Source organism: Pseudonocardia sp. DxW, assembly GCF_058448985.1.
In genome coordinates, this window is record NZ_JBZFLK010000003.1 from 208,522 (window position 1) to 224,825 (window position 16,304).

Below are 16,304 nucleotides of genomic sequence, written 5' to 3' on the forward strand. Positions count from 1 at the left end.
AGCGGTGTCCGGCCCCCTCCGGGACCTCTCCGGCGCCCCGGGCCCGCCGTCGCGGGCCCGGGGCGTGCGACCACCTAGCGGTAGTCGCGGCCGAAGTCGTAGTCGTCCAGCGGCACCGCGGCACCGGTGCCCGTGCCGAACACGTCGGGGCTGTAGAAGCCGTCGTCGTAGCTCGGCAGCGCGTAGGCGGCCGCGCGGGCCTCCTCGGTCGGCTGGACCTGGATGTTGCGGTACCGGTTGATGCCGGTGCCGGCCGGGATCAGCTTGCCGATGATCACGTTCTCCTTGAGCCCGACGAGCTTGTCGCGCTTTCCGTTGATCGCGGCATCGGTGAGGATCCGGGTGGTCTCCTGGAACGAGGCCGCGGACAGCCACGACTCCGTCGCCAGCGAGGCCTTGGTGATGCCCATGAGGACCGGACGGCCGGAGGCCGGCTCGTTGCCCTCGGCCACCACGCGCCGGTTCTCCGACTCGAACTCGCCCCGCTCGGCGAGCGCGCCGGGCAGGAACTCGGTCGCACCGGAGTCGATGATCGTGACCCGGCGCAGCATCTGCCGGACGATGACCTCGATGTGCTTGTCGTGGATGTCCACGCTCTGCGTGCGGTACACCTTCTGCACCTCACGCACCAGGTGCAGCTGCACCTCGCGCGGGCCCATGACGCGCAGCACCTCGTGCGGGTCCGCCGTGCCCTCGAGGAGCAGCTGGCCGACCGTCACGTGGTCGCCGTCGGCCAGCGGCCGCTCGACGCCGTCGACCGAGGTCATCCCGAGCCACTGCCGCTTGGACAGCTTCTCGTAGACGATCTCCTCGCCGCCGTCGTCCGGGATCAGCGTGATCTTCCAGAAGCGGTCGCCGTCCTCGATGCGGATGCGGCCGTCGACGTCGGCGATCGGCGCCTTGCCGCGCGGGACCCGGGCCTCGAAGAGCTCGGTGACACGCGGCAGACCGGTCGTGATGTCGTCGCCGGCCACGCCGCCGATGTGGAAGGTACGCATCGTCAGCTGCGTGCCCGGCTCACCGATCGACTGGGCGGCGACGATGCCGACGGCCTCGCCGACGTCGACCAGCTTGCCGGTCGCCATCGAGCGGCCGTAGCACATGCCGCAGATGCCGGTGGCCGACGCGCAGGTCAGCGCGGACCGCACCCGGATCGTCTTCACGCCGGCCTCGACCAGCGCGTCCAGTGCGGGGTCACCGAGGTCGTCGCCCTTGCGGACGATGACCGTGCCGTCGGGCGCGGTGACCTCCTCGCCGGAGGTCCGGGCGTAGACCGAGGTGCGCAGGTAACGGTGCGGGATGAGCCGCCCGTCGCTGGTCTCCTCGGTGACCGCCATCGGGATGGCGCGCTCGGTGCCGCAGTCGACCTCGCGGACGATGACGTCCTGCGACACGTCGACCAGCCGCCGGGTCAGGTAACCCGAGTCGGCGGTCCGCAGCGCGGTGTCCGCCAGACCCTTCCGGGTGCCGTGCGTGGAGATGAAGTACTCCAGCACGGACAGGCCCTCGCGGAAGTTCGACTTGATCGGCCGCGGGATGTACTCGCCCTTGGGGTTCGCCACCAGGCCCTTCATGCCCGCCAGCTGGCGGACCTGGGCCATGTTGCCCGCGGCACCGGACTGCACGATCGTCGGGATCGGGTTGTCCTGGGGGAAGTTCTCCTCCATCGCCCGCGCGACCTCCTCGGAGGCCTGCGACCAGATCTTGACCATCTCGTCGTTGCGCTCCTGGTGCGACAGGGCACCACGCTGGTAGCGCTTGTTGATCTGGTCGGCCTTCGCCTCGTACGAGTCGAGGATCTCCTGCTTGCGCGGGGGGACCACGACGTCGTCGATGGCGAGGGTGACGCCGGAGCGGGTCGCCCAGTAGAAGCCCGCGTCCTTGAGCCGGTCCAGGACCTGCGCGACCTCGGTCATCGAGTAGCGCTCGGCCAGGTCGTTGATGATCGCGGCCTGGCGCTTCTTGGGCAGCGGCTCGTTGACGTACGGGTAGTCCGCGGGCAGGAGCTCGTTGAACAGGACCCGGCCCAGGGTCGTCTCCGCCGTCCAGACGCCCTCCTCGGTGACCGACTCGGCAGCGGCACCCGGGGTGGGCACGACCTGCGGGAGCCGGATCTTGATCGGCGCCTGGAGGTGCAGCACCTTCCGGTCGTAGGCCATGATCGCCTCGGCCGACGAGCCGTAGTGATTGCCGGCGCCCTCGGCCTCGTCGCGCTGGCGGGTCAGGTGGAACAGACCCGTCACCATGTCCAGGCGCGGCATCGCCAGCGGGCGGCCGGACGCCGGGGACAGGATGTTGTTCGACGACAACATCAGCACCCGGGCCTCGGACTGCGCCTCGGCCGACAGCGGCAGGTGCACCGCCATCTGGTCACCGTCGAAGTCCGCGTTGAACGCCTCGCAGACCAGCGGGTGCAGCTGGATGGCCTTGCCCTCCACCAGCTGCGGCTCGAAGGCCTGGATGCCCAGGCGGTGCAGCGTGGGCGCCCGGTTCAACAGCACCGGGTGCTCGGAGATGACCTCCTCCAGCACGTCCCACACCTGCGAGCGGCCGCGCTCGACCATCCGCTTGGCCGACTTGATGTTCTGCGCGTGGTTGAGGTCCACCAGGCGCTTCATCACGAACGGCTTGAACAGCTCCAGCGCCATCTGCTTGGGCAGGCCGCACTGGTGCAGCTTCAGCTGCGGGCCGACGACGATGACCGAACGGCCGGAGTAGTCGACGCGCTTGCCGAGCAGGTTCTGCCGGAACCGGCCCTGCTTGCCCTTGAGCAGGTCGGACAGCGACTTGAGCGGGCGGTTGCCCGGCCCGGTCACCGGCCGGCCGCGGCGGCCGTTGTCGAACAGCGCGTCGACGGCCTCCTGCAGCATCCGCTTCTCGTTGTTGACGATGATCTCGGGCGCGCCGAGGTCGATCAGTCGCTTGAGGCGGTTGTTCCGGTTGATGACCCGGCGGTACAGGTCGTTCAGGTCCGACGTCGCGAAGCGGCCACCGTCGAGCTGCACCATCGGGCGCAGGTCCGGCGGGATGACCGGGACGCAGTCGAGCACCATGCCCATCGGCGAGTTGCCGGTGGACTGGAACGCCGCGACGACCTTCAGCCGCTTGAGCGCGCGCAGCTTCTTCTGGCCCTTGCCGGACCGGATGATCTCGCGCAGCTTCTCGGCCTCGGCCTCGATGTCGAAGTTCTCCAGCAGCTTCTGGATCGCCTCGGCACCCATGGCACCGGTGAAGTAGTCGCCGTAGCGGTCGTACAGCTCGCGGTAGATCGACTCGTCCGCGATCAGCTGCTGGACGTCCAGCTTGGTGAAGGTGGTCCAGATCTCGTCGAGCCGGTCCAGCTCGCGCTGGGCCCGGTCGCGGAGCTGGCGCATCTCCCGCTCGCCGCCGTCCTTGACCTTGCGCCGGACGTCGCCCTTGGCACCCTCGGCCTCGAGCTCGGCGATGTCGGCCTCGAGCTTCTGGGCCCGGGCCTCCAGGTCGGCGTCGCGGGTCTGCTCGATCCGCCGGCGCTCCACGCTCATCTCGTTCTCGAGCGTGGACATGTCGTTGTGCCGCAGCTCCGTGTTCACCGAGGTGATCACGTACGCCGCGAAGTAGATGATCTTCTCGAGGTCCTTGGGAGCCAGGTCGAGCAGGTAGCCCAGCCGGCTCGGGACGCCCTTGAAGTACCAGATGTGGGTGACCGGCGCGGCCAGCTCGATGTGGCCCATCCGCTCACGCCGCACCTTGGCGCGGGTGACCTCGACGCCGCAGCGCTCGCAGATGATGCCCTTGAACCGGACGCGCTTGTACTTGCCGCAGTAGCACTCCCAGTCCCGGGTCGGACCGAAGATCTTCTCGCAGAAGAGCCCGTCCTTCTCCGGCTTCAGGGTGCGGTAGTTGATGGTCTCGGGCTTCTTGACCTCACCGTGCGACCACTGGCGGATGCCTTCGGCGGTGGCCAGGCCGATGCGCAGTTCGTCGAAGAAGTTGACGTCGAGCACGTAAGTCCTCTGTTTCTTCGTTTTAAGGTCGGCTAGTCGAACGGCAGGGTCAGTTGACGACGTCGTCGACGGTCATCGACTCCGAGCCGGGGCGGCTGGACAGGTTGATGCCCAGGTTCGCCGCGGCGCGCTCGAGGTCCTCGTCGTCGGCGTCCCGCATCTCGATCGCCGCACCGTCGCTGGAGAGCACCTCGACGTTCAGGCAGAGCGACTGAAGCTCCTTCAGCAGCACCTTGAACGACTCGGGGATCCCCGGCTCCGGGATGTTCTCGCCCTTGACGATCGCCTCGTAGACCTTGACCCGGCCCACGACGTCGTCGGACTTGATCGTCAGCAGCTCCTGCAGGGTGTACGCCGCGCCGTACGCCTGCATCGCCCAGCACTCCATCTCACCGAAGCGCTGGCCACCGAACTGCGCCTTACCGCCCAGCGGCTGCTGGGTGATCATCGAGTACGGGCCGGTGGACCGGGCGTGGATCTTGTCGTCCACCAGGTGGGCCAGCTTCAGGATGTACATGTAGCCGACCGCGACCGGGAACGGGTACGGCTCGCCGGAGCGGCCGTCCAGCAGGTTCGCCTTGCCGTCCGACCCGACCATCCGCTCGCCGTCCCGGTTGGGCAGCGTGCTGCCCAGCAGGCCGGTGATCTCGTGCTCGCGGGCGCCGTCGAAGACCGGGGTCGCGGTCTTCGTGTCGGCGGGCACCGAGTACAGCTCCTCGGGCATCCGGGAGGCCCACTCGGGCGTGCCCTCGATCTCCCAGCCGGTCTTGGCGATCCACCCGAGGTGGGTCTCCAGGATCTGGCCGATGTTCATCCGGCGCGGCACACCGTGGGTGTTCAGGATGATGTCGACCGGCGTGCCGTCCGCGAGGAACGGCATGTCCTCCACCGGGAGGATCTTGCCGATGACGCCCTTGTTGCCGTGCCGGCCGGCGAGCTTGTCGCCGTCGGAGATCTTGCGCTTCTGGGCCACGTACACGCGGACCAGCTCGTTGACGCCGGGAGCCAGCTCGTCGTCGTCGTCGCGGGAGAAGACCCGGATGCCGATGACCTTGCCGTTCTCGCCGTGCGGCACCTTCAGCGAGGTGTCGCGCACCTCGCGCGCCTTCTCACCGAAGATCGCGCGCAGCAGCCGCTCCTCCGGGGTCAGCTCGGTCTCGCCCTTCGGGGTGACCTTGCCGACCAGGATGTCGCCGGGCTGGACCTCGGCACCGATCCGGATGATGCCGCGCTCGTCGAGATCGGCGAGCACGTCCTCGGAGACGTTCGGGATGTCCCGCGTGATCTCCTCGGCACCCAGCTTGGTGTCCCGGGCGTCGACCTCGTGCTCCTCGATGTGGATCGAGGTGAGGACGTCGTCCTGCACGAGGCGCTGCGACAGGATGATCGCGTCCTCGTAGTTGTGGCCCTCCCACGGCATGATCGCCACGAGCAGGTTCTTGCCCAGCGCCATCTCGCCGTTCTCGGTGCACGGACCGTCGGCGAGCACCTGGCCCACCTCGACCCGCGCGCCCTCGTCGACGATCGGCTTCTGGTTGTTGCAGGTGCCCTGGTTCGAGCGGCGGAACTTGTTCAGACGGTAGGTCTGACGCTGCCCCTCGTCGTCCATGACGGTGATGTAGTCGGCGCACAGCTCCTCGACCACACCGGCCTGCTCGGCCACCACGACGTCGCCGGCGTCGACCGCGGCGCGCAGCTCCATGCCGGTGCCGACCAGCGGCGACTCGGAGCGGAGCAGCGGCACGGACTGGCGCTGCATGTTCGCGCCCATCAGCGCGCGGTTCGCGTCGTCGTGCTCGAGGAACGGGATCATCGCCGTCGCGACCGACACCATCTGGCGCGGCGAGACGTCGATGTAGTCGACGCCCGAGGGCGAGATCAGGTCGACCTCGCCGCCCTTGCGGCGGACGAGCACCCGGTCCTCGGCGAAGGAGCCGTCGTCGTTGAGCCGGGCGTTGGCCTGGGCGACGACGAAGCGGTCCTCCTCGTCGGCCGTCAGGTAGTCGATCTGCGAGGTGACCACGCCGTCGACGACCTTGCGGTACGGCGTCTCGATGAAGCCGAACGGGTTGACCCTGGCGAACGACGACAGCGACCCGATCAGGCCGATGTTCGGGCCCTCCGGGGTCTCGATCGGGCACATCCGGCCGTAGTGCGACGGGTGGACGTCGCGGACCTCCATGCCGGCCCGCTCCCGGGACAGACCGCCCGGGCCGAGCGCCGAGAGCCGGCGCTTGTGGGTCAGGCCCGCGAGCGGGTTGTGCTGGTCCATGAACTGGGACAGCTGCGAGGTGCCGAAGAACTCCCGGATCGCGGCCGTGATGGGCCGGGTGTTGATCAGGGTCTGCGGCGTGATGGCCTCGACGTCCTGCGTGGTCATCCGCTCACGGACCACCCGCTCGGTCCGGGACAGGCCGACCCGCACCTGGTTCTGGATCAGCTCGCCGACGGTGCGCAGGCGCCGGTTGCCGAAGTGGTCGATGTCGTCGGTCTCGACCGGGATCTCGTTCTCCCCGACGGTCATCGTGGTCTCGCCGGCGTGCAGCCGGACGAGGTACTCGATGGTCGTCGCGACGTCCTCCTCGGTCAGCGTGCCGACCGAGTTGTCGATGTCCAGACCGAGCTTCTTGTTGGCCTTGTAGCGCCCGACCTTGGCCATGTCGTAGCGCTTGTCCTTGAAGAACAGGTTCTCCAGGAGGGCCTGGGCGCTCTCCCGCGTCGGCGGCTCGCCGGGGCGCAGCTTGCGGTAGATGTCGAGCAGCGCCTCGTCCTGACCCGCGGTGTTGTCCTTCTCCAGCGTGGTCATGATCGTCTCGGAGAAGCCGAAGCGCTCGCCGATCTGCTCGGCGGTCCAGCCGAGGGCCTTGAGCAGCACGGTGACCGGCTGCCGGCGCTTGCGGTCGATCCGGACGCCGACGGTGTCGCGCTTGTCGACGTCGAACTCCAGCCAGGCACCCCGGCTCGGGATGATCTTGACGGAGTAGACGTCCTTCTCGGTCGTCTTGTCGATCGCGTGGTCGAAGTAGACGCCGGGCGACCGGACGAGCTGGGACACCACGACACGCTCGGTGCCGTTGATGATGAAGGTGCCCTTGCCGGTCATCACCGGGAACTCGCCCATGAAGACCGTCTGGGACTTGATCTCGCCGGTGGTGTTGTTGGTGAACTCCGCCGTGACGAACAGCGGGGCCCCGTAGGTCATGTCCTTGTCCCGGCACTCCTCGACGGAGGCCTTGACCTCGTCGAAGCGGGGATCGGAGAAGGACAGCGACATCGACCCGGAGAAGTCCTCGATCGGGGAGATCTCGGTGAGGATCTCCTCCAGACCGCTGACCGGAAGGTCGTCGCCGGCCTCGATCCGGCGCTGGAACCAGGCCTCGCTGCCCACCAGCCATTCGTAGGACTGGATCTGCAGGTCGAGCAGGTCCGGGACCTCCAGCGGCTCGGCGATCTTCGCGAAGCTGACCCGGGTGGGTGCGCCGGGGTAGTTCGGGTTCGCCGAAGCGGAGAGGGTCGAGGTGGTCGCGGCGGCGCGGGAGACAGCCAAGATGCGTCCTTCCGAGAACTGCGCTTCTCGTCTGGCGTACGCCGGTGGCGAGCGCTACCGTCTCCCTCGGTCCGATCGGGTCTCCCCCGGACCGACGGTCGATAGCGGGCCCACGTCGCACGCCGTCTGTTGTCAGGCACTGCTGAACGCGGTCGGGCCCCACACGCGCTCCGCCGGACCCTCTCCGGCGGTCGGCCTGGCAGAACCAGTCCCGGCCCGGATACTTCCCGGTAGCAAGCGCGCAGAGCCTGGCCGCAGGCAGCGCAAAGAATGACTATAGCTGCTCAGGACGCAGCTGTCGAGACAGGTCGCCGATTCCAGCACTCAGGCAACCATCGTTGTCCAAGAGTGACCTGCGCGGCGCACCGAGTCAAGCCCCGATCCGTCGATGAGCGGTCGAATGCCCGGGACGACCGGTAGCCCCCCGCCCGTTCCGGGCGATTTTCATGATCGTCGCCACCGGCCGGGCGCCGACCGGGCGGACGGCCCGGCAACGACGGAGGGGCGGGACCCGGTGCGGGTCCCGCCCCTCCGGGCGAGTGGGCGTGCGCGGCACGCCCGGCTCAGCGTGAGGTCACTTGAGGGAGACCTTCGCGCCGGCCTCCTCGAGCTTGGTCTTGGCGGCCTCGGCGGCGTCCTTGCCCACGGCCTCCAGGAGCGCCTTCGGGGCGGACTCGACGAGGTCCTTGGCCTCCTTGAGGCCCAGCCCGGAGACGACCTCGCGGACGACCTTGATGACCTGGATCTTCTTGTCGCCGGCGCTCTCGAGGACGACGTCGAACTCGTCCTTCTCCTCCTCGACGGGAGCAGCGGCGCCACCGGCGGCCGGGCCGGCGGCCGCGACGGCGACCGGGGCGGCGGCGGTGACGTCGAAGGTCTCCTCGAACTTCTTCACGAAGTCCGAGAGCTCGATCAGGGTGAGCTCCTTGAAGGCGTCGAGCAGCTCGTCGGTGGACAGCTTCGCCATGATGGCGTCCTTTCTCTACAGCAGACTGGGGGTGGTGGAGATCAGCTCTCGGCGGAGTCGCCGTCGGCCGCGGCCGGGGCGGGCTCGCCGTCGGCCTTCTTGTCGGCCAGCGCCTGGGCGAGCCGGGCGACCTGCGAGGCCGGCTGGCTGAACAGCGTCGCCGCCTTCGACAGGTTGGCCTTCATCGCGCCGGCGAGCTTGCCGAGCAGCACCTCGCGGGACTCGAGGTCCGCGAGCTGCTCCACCTCGGCGGTGGACAGGGCGCGCCCGTCCATGTACCCGCCCTTGATGGACAGGCCCGGGTTCTCCTTGGCGAAGGTCTTGATCGCCTTCGCCGCGTCGACGGGCTCGCCCTGGATGAACGCGATCGCGGTCGGGCCGGCGAGCAGGTCGTCCAGACCCTGCACCCCGGCGTCCGCTGCCGCACGCTTGACCAGGGTGTTCTTCGCGACGCGGAAGTTCGCGGTCGCACCCAGGTCCCGGCGCAGCTGGGTCAGCTTGGCGACGCTGAGCCCGCGGTACTCGGTGACGACCGACGCGGATGACTCGCGGAACCGGTTGGCGATCTCGTCGACCGCCGCGACCTTGTCGGGTCGTGCCATCGCTGCCCTCCTCTCGGGTGGTTGGTCCTCGTGCTCTTGCGGTGTGCCACCGCCCGGACCCCGAGAGACGACGAACGCCCCGTGCGCAGGGCACGGGGCGTGAAGATCGTGCGGGCGCCGAGCGCCCTGCATCGCCTCGTCCTCCTGCGCGGGTCGCCCGGTGCTCCGGGACCTTCGTGCCTCCGGACGAGTCCGGGGGGCAGACCTGCGGTCTTCGGTGGATCGACGACAACGGTACGCCTGCGTCCCGCACCCCCGTGCACCGGGGGTGTGGGACGGGCCCGGGCCGGGTTCAGGCCGGGTTCATGGCGGAGATCTTCCAGCGGCCGTCGACGAACTGGGCGTCGACCCGCAGCCGGGCGGCCGCGGCGCCCTCCTGGGGCACGCCGGCGTCGTCCTCGCGGCGGATGACCTGGTTGACGAACACGTAGACCGACGCGTCGTCGCCGTCGATGCGGGCGACCGCTGACTTCGGGATCGTCGCGGTGACGACGGCGTTCTGCTGCGGCGCGAGCTCCCGGACGCTGCCGAAGATCCGGTCGAACTCGGGCTGGAACTCCGGCGTGATGACGGCGCGGGCGTCGTCCTCGGCCTGCTGGAGCCGGGCGTGGTCGAACGAGTAGACCTTGGTGACGGCCTCGGTGACCTGCTCGCTGACCTGGGCGGTGGCACCGACGTCGGTGAGTGCGGTGTTCCCGGCCGAGCCGGTGAAGGCGGTGCGGTACCAGGAGACGCCGAAGAACACCGCCGCCGCGGTCAGCAGCACGGTGACCGCGAGCAGCGCCGCGGCGCCCCGGGTGGTCGCCGGGGCGGTGAGCAGGGCGGCGGCCCGGCCGCGCGCCCGGGAGGCCGGCGGGTCGTCCGCGGTGTCGGCCGGGCCGGTGCTGCCCGGTCCGGCAGGGCCCCCGGTGGTGCTGCTGCCCCCGGCGGCGCTGCTGTCCCCGGCGGCGCTGCTGCCCTCGGCGGCGCGGCCACCGGGGCCGCCGGGTCCGGTGCCGGTGTCGGCGGGGCGGGCCGGCGCAGTGGGGGCGGCGCCGGGGCCGGCCGGGGCGGTATCGGCGGCGCGGTCGTCGAGGGCGAGACCGCCGTGCTCGCCGGGCTCGCCGTGCTCGTCGTGCTCGGATCCGGGGCGGGCCGTGCGCGGCCGCCCGGCGACCTGCGGCCGGCGGATGCCACCCGCGGGGCGGCGACGGGGGGTGGACATGCGGTGACCTCCTGGGGTGGTCGACCTGGGAGCGGGGGCGGCCGGTCGGGCCGCCGGTGGGTGGACGCCCGGGGGCGCGCGGTGTCAGCCGCCTGCGCCGGGCGTGACGAGCGGTTCCAGGGCGTCGACCTTCCAGCCGTCGTCGGTCCGGAACATGCCGAGCTCGATGCGCTGGCGGGTCACGGCGGGCTCGCCGCCCTCCGCGGTGACGGTCACGTCGACGCCGGCGAGCACCCGCGCGGTACCGGCCCGCGGATCGACCTCGGTGACGGCGGCGTCGGTGACCTCGGCCGAGGTGGTGCGGCCCTGCTCGCTGACGAGCTGCGCGTAGGCGTCGCGGTTCTGCACGAACTCGTCGCGCACCGATCCCGCCGACGACTGGATCCACAGGTCCAGCCCGCGCTGCGGGTCGGCGTGGTCGAGCGTGTTGAGGTTGACCACGGCCTGCCGGGCGTCGCGCAGCGCCTCGTCGCGGGCCTGCGCGACCTGCACCGCGTCGCTGTTCAGCGCGAACAGCCACAGCGCGCCGAGCAGCAGCGCCGCCACGGCCGCGGCCACCGCCGCGAGCGGCAGCGCGCGCGCCCAGCGGCCGGGCGCGGCCGCCCCGGCACCGGGATCGGCACCGGAGTCGGCACCGGAGTCGGCACCGGAGGCCGGGCGTTCGTCGAGTTCGGTGTTCATGGGGAGCGTTCCTCCTCCCGGCTGCGGGGGCACAGCCGCTCGGTGGTCGCGCCGGAGGGCGACCGGTGGACCGGCCGGGGGGCGGGCCGTCCGGGTGGACGGCCGCGGTTCCCGCGGTCGTGCTGGCTGCCGCGTCCCGTGCGGGACGCGACCGCGGTGCGGGCGGGGCGGCGTGCGGTGCGCACCGCGCTCACCCGCCCAGCAGGATCTGTGCGGCGTCGGTGACCAGGTCCGGCCCGCTCGTCCGGCGGACCGCGTCGTCGCCGAGCGAGCCGGCGTTCGGCCGCGGCGCGGGCCCGAAGTCACGGGGCCGGTCCACCGGTCCGCCGCCGAAGCTCGGGTGCCCGGAGTTCCCGGAGTAGTCCGGCACCTCCAGCGGCTCCGGCCGGGGCGCGTTCTGCATCCCGCGGACCGACGTCGGGCTGCCGGGCGGCTCGGCGCAGCGGGCCTCCTCGTTGACCGGCGTCTCGCTCACGTCGAGCGCGCCCCGGTTGGCGGTGCCCTCGTAGCCGCGGGTGCACACCGGCGGATCGAACAGGTTCACCACCAGGCCGAGGTGCGCGGTCCCGTCGCCGGGCACCACCTTCGGCGCGATGGCGACCAGCCCCGGGTAGGTGACCAGGATCTGGCGGAGCCCGGCCTGCCGGGGCTCGAGCAGCTCGGCGACCGTGCGCAGGTTCGCGACGGACTCGCCGAGGCCCGGCCCGCTCTCCCGGAGCAGCGCGCTGACCTGCTCGCCGGTGCGCGGGCCGTCGTCGATGATCCGGCGGATGTCCGGATCGGACTCGCGCAGCTGCTCGGCGATCTCGCGCAGTCCGCCGGCGAACTCGCGGAACTGCGGCGCGACCTCGTTCTGGGTGGTCAGCACCGGGCGGGCGTCCCGGATCAGCGCGGTCGTCTGGGGCAGCGCCTCGGTGGCGGCCCGGGTGAACTCGCCGGAGGTGTCGAGCAGCTGCTGCAGCGGCTGGGCGGTGTCCTGGAAGCCCTGTCCGAGCTCGGCGACGACGGTGCGCAGCGAGTCCTGCGGCACCGTGGACACGAGCTGGTCCAGCTCGGTGAGGAAGGTGTTGATCTCGATCGGGGTGCGGGTGCGCTCCTGCGGGATGACGGTGCCCGCGGCGAGCGTCTCGCCGCCGTCGGCGACCGGCTGCAGGTCGACGAACTGCTCGCCGATCGGCGACAGGTTCCCGACGACGGCGGTCGCGTCGGCCGGGATCTCCGGCGCGCCGTTGTCGATGTCCAGCTGGACGTCGACGCCGGCGTCGGAGAGCGTCAGCGGGCCGACCCGGCCGACCGTCACGCCCCGGTAGGTCACGTTCGCGCCGGTGAAGATCCCGCCGGACTCGGCGAGCTGCACGGTGACCGGGTAGGTCGTCGCGCCGAAGATCCGGTCCAGCCCGGCGTAGCGGAAGCCGGCGTAGCCGACCCCGACGACCGTGACGATCGCCAGCGCGATCAGCTGCCAGCGGACGGTCCTGGTGATCACGATCCACCTCCGAAGAGTCCGCCGAGCAGGCCGCCGCGTCCCGGCTCGGGAGCCGGGGTCGGGGCCGGGGTCGGCGGCGGGGTCGAACCGGGCGGCGCGGGCGTCGCGGCGCCGCCCTCCGGGGCGGGCTCCGGCGTCTGCTGCTCCGGTCCGAGCAGCGGCAGCTGCGGGACGCCCGGCACGGGCGGCGCGGCCGGCGCCCCGCCGCCGAGCAGCGGGGTGAGCAGCTGCGCGGTCGGCGGGAGCTCGGCGAGCCGGCCCGGGTCCAGCGGGAGGCCGGACTGACGGGTGTTCAGGATGTTCCGCAGCACCGACCCCAGGTCGAGATCGAGCGTCACGTAGAGGTTCGCGTAGTCACCGGCCACGGCGTCGGTCGCCGCGTCGGTGAACGGGATGGTGAGCAGCAGCTCCAGCGAGTCCGGCAGGTCCTGCCCGGAGTCGGCCAGGTTGCGCAGGATCGGCCGCAGCGCCTCCAGGTCGGCGATCAGGTCGTCGCGGGAGCGGTTGACCACGTCGGTCGCGACACCGGAGAGCCGGTCGAGCGCCTGCAGCATGCCGACCAGCTGGGCGCGCTGGGCCTCCAGCTCGCGCAGGCCCGGGCTGATGTCGTTGAGCGCGGTGCGGATCTGGCCGCGGCGCTCGGCCAGCGTCGCGGACAGCCGGTTCACGCTGTCCAGCGCGCGGTTGATGTCGTCCTTGCTGTCGTCGAGCGAGCCGACCAGCTGGTCCAGGTTGCCCAGCAGCGCGCGGACCTCCGGCTCCCGGCCGGACAGCGCGTTGTTCAGCTCGGTGGCGATGGTCCGGATCTGCGCGACGCCGCCGCCGTTGAGCAGCATCGACAGCGCGCCGAGCACCTCCTCCACCTCGGCGGCCCGGCTGGTGCCGGCCAGCGCGATCTGCCCGCTCTCGGCGAGATCGCCCTGCCCGGGGCCGTCCGGCGAGGCGAGCTCGACGAACTTCTCGCCGAGCAGCGAGGTGGTGCGCACCCGGGCGGTGGCGTTCGCGGGCAGCTGCACGTCGCCGTTCACCAGCACGGTGACGACGGCGTTCCAGCGCTCCGGCTCGACCGACACCGACTCGACCGCGCCGACCGGCACGTCGCCGACCCGCACGATCGACTGCGGCACGAGATCGACGACGTCCGGGAACTCGATGCGCACCGGATAGGGGTCGTCGCCGAGGTTCGCACCACCGGGCAGCGGCACCCCGCGGAGCCCGCCGTTGATCACGCCGCAGCCGCTCGCGGTGACCGCGACCGCGGTGAGCAGTGCGGCCACCCGGCCGGTCCGGCCGGTCCGGGCCATCACGATCCACCTCCGAACAGGCCGCCGAACAGGCCGCCGCTGCGCTCCTGCGGCTCGGGCACCGGAGTCGGCGTCGCCTGCCGGGACGACGACGGCGCCGGGGTCGGGCTCGCGGGCGCGGTCCCGGACGGGGCCTCCGCCGGCGCCGGGCCGGGGGCCGGCGGCGGCGCGGTGCCCGGGTCGCGCAGCTGCGAGCCGGGATCGGTCAGCGACAGCGGCGAGCCGGGCATCAGCTGCGGCACCGCCGGGTTCGCCGCCGGGCCGCCCTGCTGGAGCTGGGTGATGATCTCCTGCGGCGAGGGCAGCGGCACGATCCCGTCCAGGATCGGCGCGAGATCGCCGCACAGTCCGGTGACCGGCTCGAGCAGGTCACCGGGGATCGTCGCGCCGGTCCGCCGCAGCAGCTCGCAGACGATCACCGGTGCCGGGTAGGCCAGCTCGTTGATGTTCGCCCGGGTGTCCAGGGTCTCCGACGAGCCGTTGTAGATGTTCGCCAGGTTGCCCAGCGCGGCGGGCGCGGAGTCGGCGATCTCGGCCAGCGCGCGCTGGTGGTCGACGACCTCCTGGGTCACGTTGGCGAGCTTGTCCACGTTGGAGCGCAGCGTGCCGCGGTTGTCCTCGACGAAGTCGGAGACCTCGCCGAGCGCGAACGACAGCTCGTGCAGCGCCCCGCCCAGCTCGCCCCGCTGGCTCGCGAGGAAGCCGGTGACGTCGGCGAGCCGCTCGTTCAGCTCGCGCACCCCGGGATCGTTCTCGCGCAGGGTGGCGACGAACTTCTGCAGCTCGGTGATGGTGCCGAACAGGTCCTCGCTGGAGCCGCTCAGCGTCGCCGAGAGCCCGCCGAGGTTGCGGATCGTGTCGTTCAGGGCGCGCCCGTTGCCGTCCAGGTTCTCCGCGGCGACGTCGAGCACGTCGTTCAGCGAGCCGTCGGCGTTGGCGCCCTGCGGCCCCAGCGCGCGGGACAGCTCGGTCGCGGTCCGGGTCAGGTCGTCCACCCCGAGCGGGAACGCGGTCCGCTCCAGCGGGATCGGCGAGCCGTCCCACTCCGGGCCGCCGGTCCAGACCGGGGTCAGCTGCACGTAGCGGCCGGTGACCAGGCTCGGCGAGATCACCGCGGCCCGGACGTCGGCGGGGAGCCGGACTTCGTCGTCGGTGATGGTCATGTCGACCCGCACCCGGTCGCCCTCCGGGGTGATCCGGTCGATCTTGCCGACCGGCACGCCGAGCACCCGGACGTCGTTGTCCTCGAACAGCGCGGCGGCGTTGGTGAAGTAGGCGGTGACCGGGCGGCCGCCGCCGGAGGTGATCATCCAGACGCCGGTCGCCGCGAGCACGGCGACCACGGCGACCAGCGCGCCGAGCTGGATCGCGCGGCGGTCGTTGGCCCAGGAGGCCATCAGCAGTCACCCCCGAGCGGGATCGCCGGCGGGAGCAGCCCGCACAGGTAGTTGTCGAACCAGCGGCCGTTGCCGAGCGCGTTGCCGAACACCCGGATGAACACCGCTTCCTTGTCGAGGATCTCGCCGAGGTTGTCCCGGTTCTCCTCCAGCACGGCGAGCACCCGGTCCAGCGTCTCCAGGGCCGGCCGCAGCTGCTCGGAGTTGTCCGCGACCAGGCCGCGCAGCTGCACCGACAGCGTCCGGACGCCGTCGAGCAGGGCGGAGATCGCGTCCTTGCGGCGCTGCAGCTCGGCGAGCAGCAGGTTGCCGTCCTCGACCAGCTTCACGACGTCGCCGCGGCGGTCGGCCAGCGTCGTCGAGAGCTGCCGGGTGTTGGCCAGCAGTTGCTTGAGCTCGGCGTCCCGACTGGAGATCGTGGTGGACAGCCGGGACAGGCCGTCCAGCGCCCCGCGGATCTCCGGCGGGGTGTCCCGGAAGGTGTCCGAGAGCGTGTCCAGGCTGGCCGCCAGCTGGTCGGTGTCGAGCTGGTCGATGGTGCCGGACAGCTCGTTGAAGGCGTCCACGACGTCGAACGGGGACTTCGTGCGGTCCCGGCCGATCGGCTCGCCCGGGTCCTGCTCGGCGTCCCCGCGCGGGTCCAGCGCGAGGAACTTCGAGCCGAGCAGCGTGGCGATCTCGATCGAGGCGGTCGTGCGGTTGCCGACCCAGGCGTCGTCGACGGTGAACGCGACGAGCACGTGATCGCCGGCCAGCTCGACGCTCTGCACCCGGCCCGCCTCGACGCCGGCGATCGTCACCCGGTCCTGCGCCTGCAGGCCGGCCGCCTCCGGGAACTGCGCGGTGTAGCGGGTCGCGCCGGAGAACAGCGTCTCGAAGTTGAACGCGGCCAGCGTGAGCGCCACGACGGTCACCAGCCCGATCGTGGCGACCAGGACGGGCCGCTTCTGCCCTGCCTGTGCCATCAGTTTCCTCCCGGCGCCAGCAGCGCGGTCGGGTCGCCGTCGCCGACGCCGCCCGGCCCGGTCGGCGCGGCGGGCTCCAGGAGCGTGCCGACCGACTCGGTACCCGGGTCGCGCATCAGCGGGTTCGACTCCGGCTGGGCGCGGTTGTCGCCGTGCTCGCCGCCG

The 16,304-nt window shown here is 71.6% G+C and carries 10 protein-coding genes; all 10 read right to left on the reverse strand.

The annotated features are described in order from the left end of the window. Positions 1-74: 74 nt before the first annotated feature. Complete coding sequence (locus tag ACVJO7_RS06115; protein WP_344028823.1) at positions 75-3,986, reverse strand: DNA-directed RNA polymerase subunit beta'; 3,912 nt, start codon at positions 3,984-3,986, stop codon at positions 75-77. Positions 3,987-4,035: 49 nt separating this feature from the next. Further along, the gene (gene rpoB / locus ACVJO7_RS06120) at positions 4,036-7,533 is read right to left on the reverse strand and encodes a DNA-directed RNA polymerase subunit beta (RefSeq protein ID WP_491672064.1); all 3,498 of its coding nucleotides are present in this window, start codon (positions 7,531-7,533) and stop codon (positions 4,036-4,038) included. Positions 7,534-8,107: 574 nt separating this feature from the next. Then, on the reverse strand, positions 8,108-8,500 hold the full coding sequence (rplL, locus tag ACVJO7_RS06125; RefSeq protein WP_491672065.1) for a 50S ribosomal protein L7/L12: 393 nt from the start codon (positions 8,498-8,500) through the stop codon (positions 8,108-8,110). A gap of 41 nt (positions 8,501-8,541) precedes the next feature. Further along, positions 8,542-9,102 (reverse strand): 50S ribosomal protein L10, encoded by a 561-nt coding sequence (gene rplJ / locus ACVJO7_RS06130; protein ID WP_358484908.1) that lies wholly within the window; start codon positions 9,100-9,102, stop codon positions 8,542-8,544. Between the two features lie 292 nt (positions 9,103-9,394). Beyond that, on the reverse strand, positions 9,395-10,306 hold the full coding sequence (locus tag ACVJO7_RS06135; RefSeq protein ID WP_491672066.1) for a hypothetical protein: 912 nt from the start codon (positions 10,304-10,306) through the stop codon (positions 9,395-9,397). Positions 10,307-10,390: 84 nt separating this feature from the next. Next, positions 10,391-10,987: an Rv1363c family protein gene (locus ACVJO7_RS06140; RefSeq protein WP_491672067.1), complete on the reverse strand. Its 597-nt coding sequence runs from the start codon at positions 10,985-10,987 to the stop codon at positions 10,391-10,393. Between the two features lie 190 nt (positions 10,988-11,177). Then, entirely contained in the window at positions 11,178-12,473 is a 1,296-nt protein-coding gene (locus ACVJO7_RS06145; protein ID WP_344028054.1) for an MCE family protein, read from the reverse strand. Beyond that, positions 12,470-13,777: an MCE family protein gene (locus ACVJO7_RS06150; protein WP_491672068.1), complete on the reverse strand. Its 1,308-nt coding sequence runs from the start codon at positions 13,775-13,777 to the stop codon at positions 12,470-12,472. The genes ACVJO7_RS06145 and ACVJO7_RS06150 overlap by 4 nt, the downstream gene beginning before the upstream one ends. Further along, positions 13,777-15,174, reverse strand: coding sequence for an MCE family protein (locus ACVJO7_RS06155; protein ID WP_491672069.1), 1,398 nt, complete (start codon positions 15,172-15,174; stop codon positions 13,777-13,779). The genes ACVJO7_RS06150 and ACVJO7_RS06155 overlap by 1 nt, the downstream gene beginning before the upstream one ends. After that, positions 15,174-16,139, reverse strand: a complete 966-nt coding sequence (locus ACVJO7_RS06160; RefSeq protein WP_358484897.1) for an MCE family protein — start codon at positions 16,137-16,139, stop codon at positions 15,174-15,176. The genes ACVJO7_RS06155 and ACVJO7_RS06160 overlap by 1 nt, the downstream gene beginning before the upstream one ends. Positions 16,140-16,304 lie beyond the last annotated feature (165 nt).